At 35.6% G+C, this 7,129-nt stretch carries 5 protein-coding genes; 4 read left to right on the top strand and 1 reads right to left on the bottom strand.

Features of this window, described 5'->3' with window-relative positions; translation table 11 throughout:
• Nucleotides 1–236: 236 nt before the first annotated feature.
• The 4 genes from PVK62_RS15850 to alr all read left to right on the top strand — a co-directional run bounded on the left by PVK62_RS15850 (nt 237) and on the right by alr (nt 5,518).
• On the top strand, nt 237–1,322 hold the full coding sequence (locus PVK62_RS15850; RefSeq protein WP_274449485.1) for a reverse transcriptase domain-containing protein: 1,086 nt from the start codon (nt 237–239) through the stop codon (nt 1,320–1,322).
• 535 nt (nt 1,323–1,857) lie between these two features.
• On the top strand, nt 1,858–2,919 hold the full coding sequence (gene dinB / locus PVK62_RS15845) for a DNA polymerase IV (RefSeq protein ID WP_274445136.1): 1,062 nt from the start codon (nt 1,858–1,860) through the stop codon (nt 2,917–2,919).
• Nucleotides 2,920–3,059: 140 nt separating this feature from the next.
• Nucleotides 3,060–4,091 carry a DNA polymerase IV gene (gene dinB, locus PVK62_RS15840; protein WP_443111782.1) on the top strand — a complete coding sequence of 344 codons (1,032 nt, stop codon included), beginning with the start codon at nt 3,060–3,062 and terminating at the stop codon, nt 4,089–4,091.
• A gap of 215 nt (nt 4,092–4,306) precedes the next feature.
• Nucleotides 4,307–5,518, top strand: coding sequence for an alanine racemase (gene alr, locus PVK62_RS15835; protein WP_274445138.1), 1,212 nt, complete (start codon nt 4,307–4,309; stop codon nt 5,516–5,518).
• A gap of 107 nt (nt 5,519–5,625) precedes the next feature.
• Here alr and PVK62_RS15830 read toward each other — a convergent pair whose 3' ends face one another.
• Nucleotides 5,626–7,080, bottom strand: a complete 1,455-nt coding sequence (locus PVK62_RS15830; RefSeq protein WP_274445139.1) for an aminoacyl-histidine dipeptidase — start codon at nt 7,078–7,080, stop codon at nt 5,626–5,628.
• Nucleotides 7,081–7,129 lie beyond the last annotated feature (49 nt).

The raw sequence follows: 7,129 nt of genomic DNA, 5'->3' as shown, positions 1-7,129 counted from the left end.
TATTTCTTTATTTAAACAGAAGTTTAAATCGATTTTTCCTGAGTTTCATGATATATTGATCAAGCTTCAACCCGATAGATTTGGGATGTATTGATTTATAGATGGTTATAACCATCAAGATGTTTACTTCATTCAGTAAACATAGCCCAGGTAACTACTAGTTATATATCATTGGTAAGTTATGTTATCTAGCACCTTCGGTGTAACATTGTTCTCGTATCGGGTTGAAGCAACATATGAAAAAAATGTCAACAGAGTATTTTAATAGTCATTTGTTAAATAATAATAAAGATTTTTATGTTAAATTTGAACCTTCTGTTTCAATTATTAATATCTCTGATTCTATATATAGAAAAATACATAAAAACACACTTCACTATAGTCTAAATACTTCACTTGTAAAAAAGTATCTATCTAATGTTGATGTTAATAAATCAGCCAAAGGTTTCGTTAAAAATAAATCATATTTCGATTTTTTATCCGAACATATTGATGGAAAGTTTTTTCTTAGGTTAGATGTAAAAGATTTCTTTCATTCTATTGATACGAGTGAGTTTCTTAGAGTTATAGATAATTCATTTTCAACATTGAAAGCTGAAGAATCACATAAATTTACTCCCGCATCTCTAGTGAAAGAAGCATTAACGGTTGAAATTGATGAAGTAAAAACAGTTAATAATTTAACTGTGTCAGTGAAGAAAAAAAGGGTTATACCTAAAGGATTTCCTTCATCTCCAATTATTTCAAATATTTTGTTTAGGAAAGTAGATATTCTTATTCAAAAATATTGTGATATAAGAAATATAACATATACACGATATGCTGATGATTTATTATTTTCAGCTAAAAAGTCAAGTTTTGTTCATGGGTTTGATTTTTTGAAAGAAATAAAGATTTATTTAAAGCTGTTAGGGTTAAAGTTAAATAATAAAAAAACCAATAAAAGTGTAGGTTTCTTATCCTTGAATGGTTATTTTATAGAAAATAGGAATAATGAAAGAAATATAAGAATAACTAATAAAAAGCTAAATATTATAAATGATGTTATGTTTTATACCTCAACAGGTAAAACGCCTGAATATATTATGAGGAAAGTATTTGATGAGAGAATACATAAACATAAGTTTTTATTTAAAAATGATGCTGATTTTTTTAATCAATACTGTAAAAGTCAAATTTTCAATAAGATAGTTGGTTATAGGTCATTTATGATCTCAATTATAAAATATGATGATTGCAATCACATTCTAAATAAAAAAAACAGAACGCTTTATTTATCAATAATTGATGAAATTAATTTATTAGTAGAGCAATTATCTTAATTATTACTTATTAAATGTCATCCTTTTTCATTTTCCATAATATCAATCACTTAAGTGTTGATAATTTTAGTGCCGCTCTGAAAAGAGGAGTAATAATTTATAGATTTTTTATGAGTTAATCGTAACAGTGCTTACCCCGCCATTGCATATCAGAAGAAGCCTTTGAGCATCAAGGCTTTTTGTGTCTTTTATGAAAAACCTTGAACAATCCATAAGGTAATGAAGGATTTGCAGTGTATCTAACAATAGTTGGAACTCTGAGATACTTTTACTGATGCTAGTAAATAGATTTATTATAACTCACCGCTGTCAAAATCTAAGTCGGATTTCCTTTGCATAAAGTACGAACTGTAAATGAATAATGGCATGGCTTGCTTAATTAATCCCTGAGAGATGCTTAGACTTCAGTCAATATGTATAACTGATATTGTTCATATTCCTCATTACTGTTATTATATACAGTGTTCGTTATGCATTAAATTAACAACTAGCTAAAGCTTTACCTTTAGGCCAATAGATTTGAAGACTCAGCAATATGACTAAGAAAATCATCCATATAGATCTTGATTGTTACTATGCCGCAGTTGAGATGAGAGATAACCCTGACTTAAGAGGCATACCATTAGCTATTGGTGGCTCTCAGGATCGGCGTGGAGTGATTTCGACGTGTAACTATATTGCTCGAAAGTATGGTATTCATTCAGCTATGGCTACCTCTCATGCTATGAAACTATGTCCTACTTTAACCGTTGTTCATGGTGATATGGAAAAATACAAGGCTGTTTCAAAGCAAATTCATTCTATTTTTTCTCGTTATACGAATATCATTGAACCGCTATCTCTTGACGAAGCTTACCTTGATGTAAGTGACTCACTATTGTTTAAAGGCTCAGCTACATTAATTGCTCAAGATATAAGAAGAACAATCGAATCAGAATTACAGCTAACCGCCAGTGCAGGTGTTGCACCTATTAAATTTATAGCAAAGATAGCCTCTGATATTAATAAGCCGAATGGTATTTGTGTGATAACTCCAAATGAAATTGAAGGTTTTGTTGATAATTTAGAATTAGGAAAAATTCCTGGAGTCGGGAAGGTAACGTTAGACAAATTAAACAAGCTTGGATTGCATAAGGGTATTGATGTCAAAAATTATGACCAACATATGTTACTCAAATTGTTTGGTAAATTTGGGTATTCCTTATGGGAGCGCTGTCAGGGTATTGATAAGCGTGAAGTTATATCAACGAGAATACGAAAGTCATTAGGTGTTGAAAGAACATTCGCTAAAGATATTCGGACAGAGCAAGAGTGTCTAGAAGAAATTGAAGCACTCTATGACGAATTAGAAAATCGATTCAGTAAAATTGCTCATGAAAAAAAAATCATTCGGCAAGGTCTTAAGCTTAAATTCGATGATTTCCAACAAACAACGGTTGAGCATAAACAAATTGACCTTGATAAAGCCTTTTTCTCTGTTTTATTAAAGGAAGCTTTGGCGCGTGCTAATGACCGAGGAATTCGTCTAATTGGGTTAAGTGTAGGGTTAGATGTTAAGGATGAACTGTCCAATATCCAAATGGCACTTAAATGGTAAGGTATAGGCGGGGTAGGTAGTGTTAATTTGACGTTGGTGGGTTTGATTTTATGTAAGGTAATTATGTAAGTATCTTTAATTGTTAGTTTATTGTTTGTTAGTGGTAAAGTGGTGATTCCTCCTTGTAGCTTACAAATTCCATTCGTGGTTTCGTAGACGCAGCAGTAGAAATGCGAGACAACCCAGCACTGCGTAATGTTCCTTTAGCCGTTGGTGGTCATGAGCGGCAGCGTGGGGTTCTGAGTACTTGTAATTACGCCGCAAGAAAGTTTGGTATTCATTCAGCCATGCCGACAGGAAAAGCGCTAAAATTGTGTCCAAATCTCGTTGTTGTCCCTGGAAGAATGCAGGTATACAAAGAGGTATCCCATCATATTCACCGTATATTTCGACGCTATACCGATAAAATAGAACCTCTCTCATTAGATGAAGCTTATTTAGATGTTAGTGACTGCTCACTCCTTTATGGTTCTGCAACACTTATCGCAGAGCAGATCCGTAAAGATATTTTTAATGAACTCCAATTAACTGCTTCTGCAGGAATTGCACCACTTAAGTTTTTAGCAAAAATAGCCTCAGATTTGAATAAACCAAATGGGCAATATGTGATCACGCCAGATACAGTAATGGATGAGATAAACAAATTACCATTAGAGAAAATTCCAGGTGTAGGAAAAGTAAGTTTAGAGCGCTTACATCAGTTTGGGTTATATACGTGCAGTGATGTTAAAAAAAGTGAGCAGAGAGATCTATTACTAAGGTTTGGAAAAATGGGGGCTTCACTATGGAAACGATCTCATGGGATTGATGAGCGTGAAGTGATTACAGAGAGAAATAGAAAGTCAGTGGGAGTAGAAAGAACCTTTACTCATAACATAAGCTCTTTCGATGAATGTTGGTCTGTTATTCAGACTCGACTATACCCTGAATTAGAGAAACGACTACTTAAAGCTAATGGTTCATCTAGCATTGCTAAACAAGGAATTAAAATTAAATTTGCCGATTTTCAGCAAACGACGATAGAGCACGTACATCCTAGCCTTACATTACCTTTTTTCGAAGAGCTTCTTATTGAAGTATTAGAGAGACAAAAAGGACGAGAAATCCGATTAATAGGGGTTAGTGTCATGCTAAAAGAAAAAGAAGTTTTTCAGCAGTTAAGTTTAATTTAGAAACAGGATTACAGCCAATACTGTAGCGTTAATGATACTTATGTTTATAAAATGAGACTCAAGTGTGGGCGATCCGTTTAGTGATGATCTTATGTTGTAGGCTATAATTTATGCAGGTGTAATATAAAGTCTTTTTTGTAGAGCTTATAAAATCAGCCTTATATAATCCCCTTTCAAAATTTATAAGATAATAATTAATACAGAAACGGTTGTTTATGAAATTTACAAAATGTGCGTTGGCGTTAAGCTTAGTTTTCCCTTCAGTCGCTATTTCTGCGCCCCTACTTTCTTTAGATACTTTGACAAATCAAGAGAAAATCAAACAAACCAATGCATGGTTAGAAATTGATACGAAAGTTTTTCAACATAATATAGATACCTTAAAGCAAACATTATCAGAAAACACAAAAGTATGTGCAATCATGAAAGCAGATGCTTATGGCAATGGGATTGAAGGCTTAATGGCTTCAGTGATTGACCGCAATGTAGAGTGTGTTGGTATTACGAGTAATGAAGAAGCGCGTATTGTTCGAGCTAAAGGCTTCGAAGGCGAAGTTATGCGTGTGCGTGCAGCAACACCTAATGAAATTCAATCAGGTTTAAAATACCAAATTGAAGAGTTAATAGGTTCAAGTGAACAAGCTAATACGATTGCAAAGTTAGCGAAAAAAAATAATACAATCATTCCTGTTCACTTAGCAATTAATGCGGGTGGCATGGGTCGTAATGGGTTAGATTTAACTCAGTTACAAGGTAAGAAAGAGGCGTTAAATATTGCCTTTAATGGTCACGTTAATATCGTTGGGATCATGACGCACTTTCCTAATGAATCCGTTGAAGAGATCCGCACAAAGCTAAACTTATTCAAACAAGAAAGCCAATGGTTGATTGATGAAGCTCAACTAAATCGTGAAGATATTACTCTTCATGTTGCCAACTCTTACACCACGATTAATCTACCAGAAGCTCATTTAGATATGGTTCGCCCTGGTGGCCTACTGTACGGTGATATGCCAAGTAACCCTGAATACAAACGTATCGTTCGCTTTAAAACCTCTGTTGCCTCTTTAAATTACTTACCAAAAGGCAGCACTATTGGCTACAGCAGCACTTACGTACTAGGTCGTGATTCAATTCTAGCCAATCTTCCATTAGGTTATTCTGATGGTTATGTACGCTCAATTGGTAATAATGGCTATGTATTAATTAATGGCCAGAAAGCAAATGTAGTGGGTGTGACGTCTATGAATACCACCATGGTTGATGTTACCGATATTGCAGATGTTCAACCGGGTGATCAAGTGGTTCTTTTTGGCTCTCAAAATGAAGAGACGATTGAGACTAAAGAAATGGAAGCATTTAGCAGCCGAAGTATGCCTGAGCTATACGTTATCTGGGGCGCAACTAATCCAAAAGTGTATTTTTAATGCCAATCCCAGTAATTAGCTAATTAATTAAATGGGTTCATTAATTGTATTGATGTGAATAAAAACGGTCAGCATATGCTGACCGTTTTTTATTAACAAATAATAGATTATTTCTTCGGAATGTTCTCTAAGATAGCAACCATTTGCTCCCAATAAAGAGCAACGGTGTTAATTTTCACTTTCTCATCTGGAGAGTGAGGGAACTTGATTGTTGGACCAAATGAAATCATATCCATTTCAGGGTAAGGCTTCTTAAATAGACCACATTCAAGGCCGGCGTGAATAACCATAATATTTGGTTTGTTTCCGTAGATGCCTTCATAAACATCACGGAAAACATGCATAATTTCAGAATCAGCATCAGGCTTCCAACCAGGGTAAGTACCTGAGAAGGTGACTTGTGCGCCTGCTAATTCAGCAACAGATGACAGCATACCTTCAACCATGCTACGGCCCGAGTCCATTAGTGAACGGATAAGGCATAGAATAGTAATAGAATCTTCGTCAGTGGTAATAACGCCAACATTTAAAGACGTTTCGACCACACCTTCAATATCATCACTCATACGGATCACACCGTTTGGACATGCATTAAGAGTAGCAATAAAGCGTGCTTGAGTTACTGGCGTTAATGTATTTTCAGCAGACGCAGTTTCATTAAATGTAACAATATCTGTTTCAACGCGGCCTAGTTCAGTTTTTAGTAAATTAGTATAAAATGTGAACAATTCGGCAAGTTTTGTTTCGTTTTCAGCAGGCACAGCGACGGTTGCAAATGCTTCACGAGGGATCGCATTACGTAAGCTACCACCACGAAACTCAACAAGACGTAAATCAAGTTCAGCAGCGTGACCAGCAAGGAAGCGTCCTAGTAATTTGTTTGCATTACCACGGCCAGTGTGAATATCACAACCTGAATGACCGCCTTTTAAGCCTTTTAGTGTAATTTGACGAGTGACATAACCTGTAGGTAGTGCTTCACGCTCGATATTCAGTTTGATGGCACCATCTGCACCACCAGCACAGCCCATGTAGATCTCGCCTTCTTGCTCTGAGTCGGTATTTAAAAGGATATCGCCTTCTAACCAACCCGCTTCTAGGCCGAAAGCGCCAGTCATGCCCGCTTCTTCATCAATAGTAAGTAATACTTCTAATGGACCATGTTTAAGCTCTTTTGAAGCAAGCACAGCCAGACAAGAAGCCATCCCCATGCCGTTGTCAGCACCAAGAGTGGTTCCTTTCGCTGTTACCCACTCGCCATCAATGTAAGGCTGAATAGGATCTTTTGTGAAGTCATGATCAGTGTCTTCATTTTTTTGTGGCACCATGTCTATATGAGCTTGAAGAACAACCCCTTTACGATCTTCCATGCCTGCGGTTGCTGGCTTTTTAATAAATACATTGCCGGTAGGATCACGACGAACATCTAATCCTTCACTTGTTGCCCATTCAATGATGTATTGAGCTAATGCCTCTTCATGTTTAGAAGGGTGAGGGATAGAGCAAATTTTATCGAAAAACTGCCAAAGAGGTTGAGGGGTAAGTTGACTGATCTCAGACACAAGAATCTCCTTTTGAGAACATTATTTATTTAGGAATGCTCTATTTATT

The organism is Aliivibrio sp. S3MY1 (assembly GCF_028765575.1).
Lineage (GTDB): Bacteria > Pseudomonadota > Gammaproteobacteria > Enterobacterales > Vibrionaceae > Aliivibrio.
This window is presented reverse-complemented; position numbering and strand designations above follow the sequence as displayed.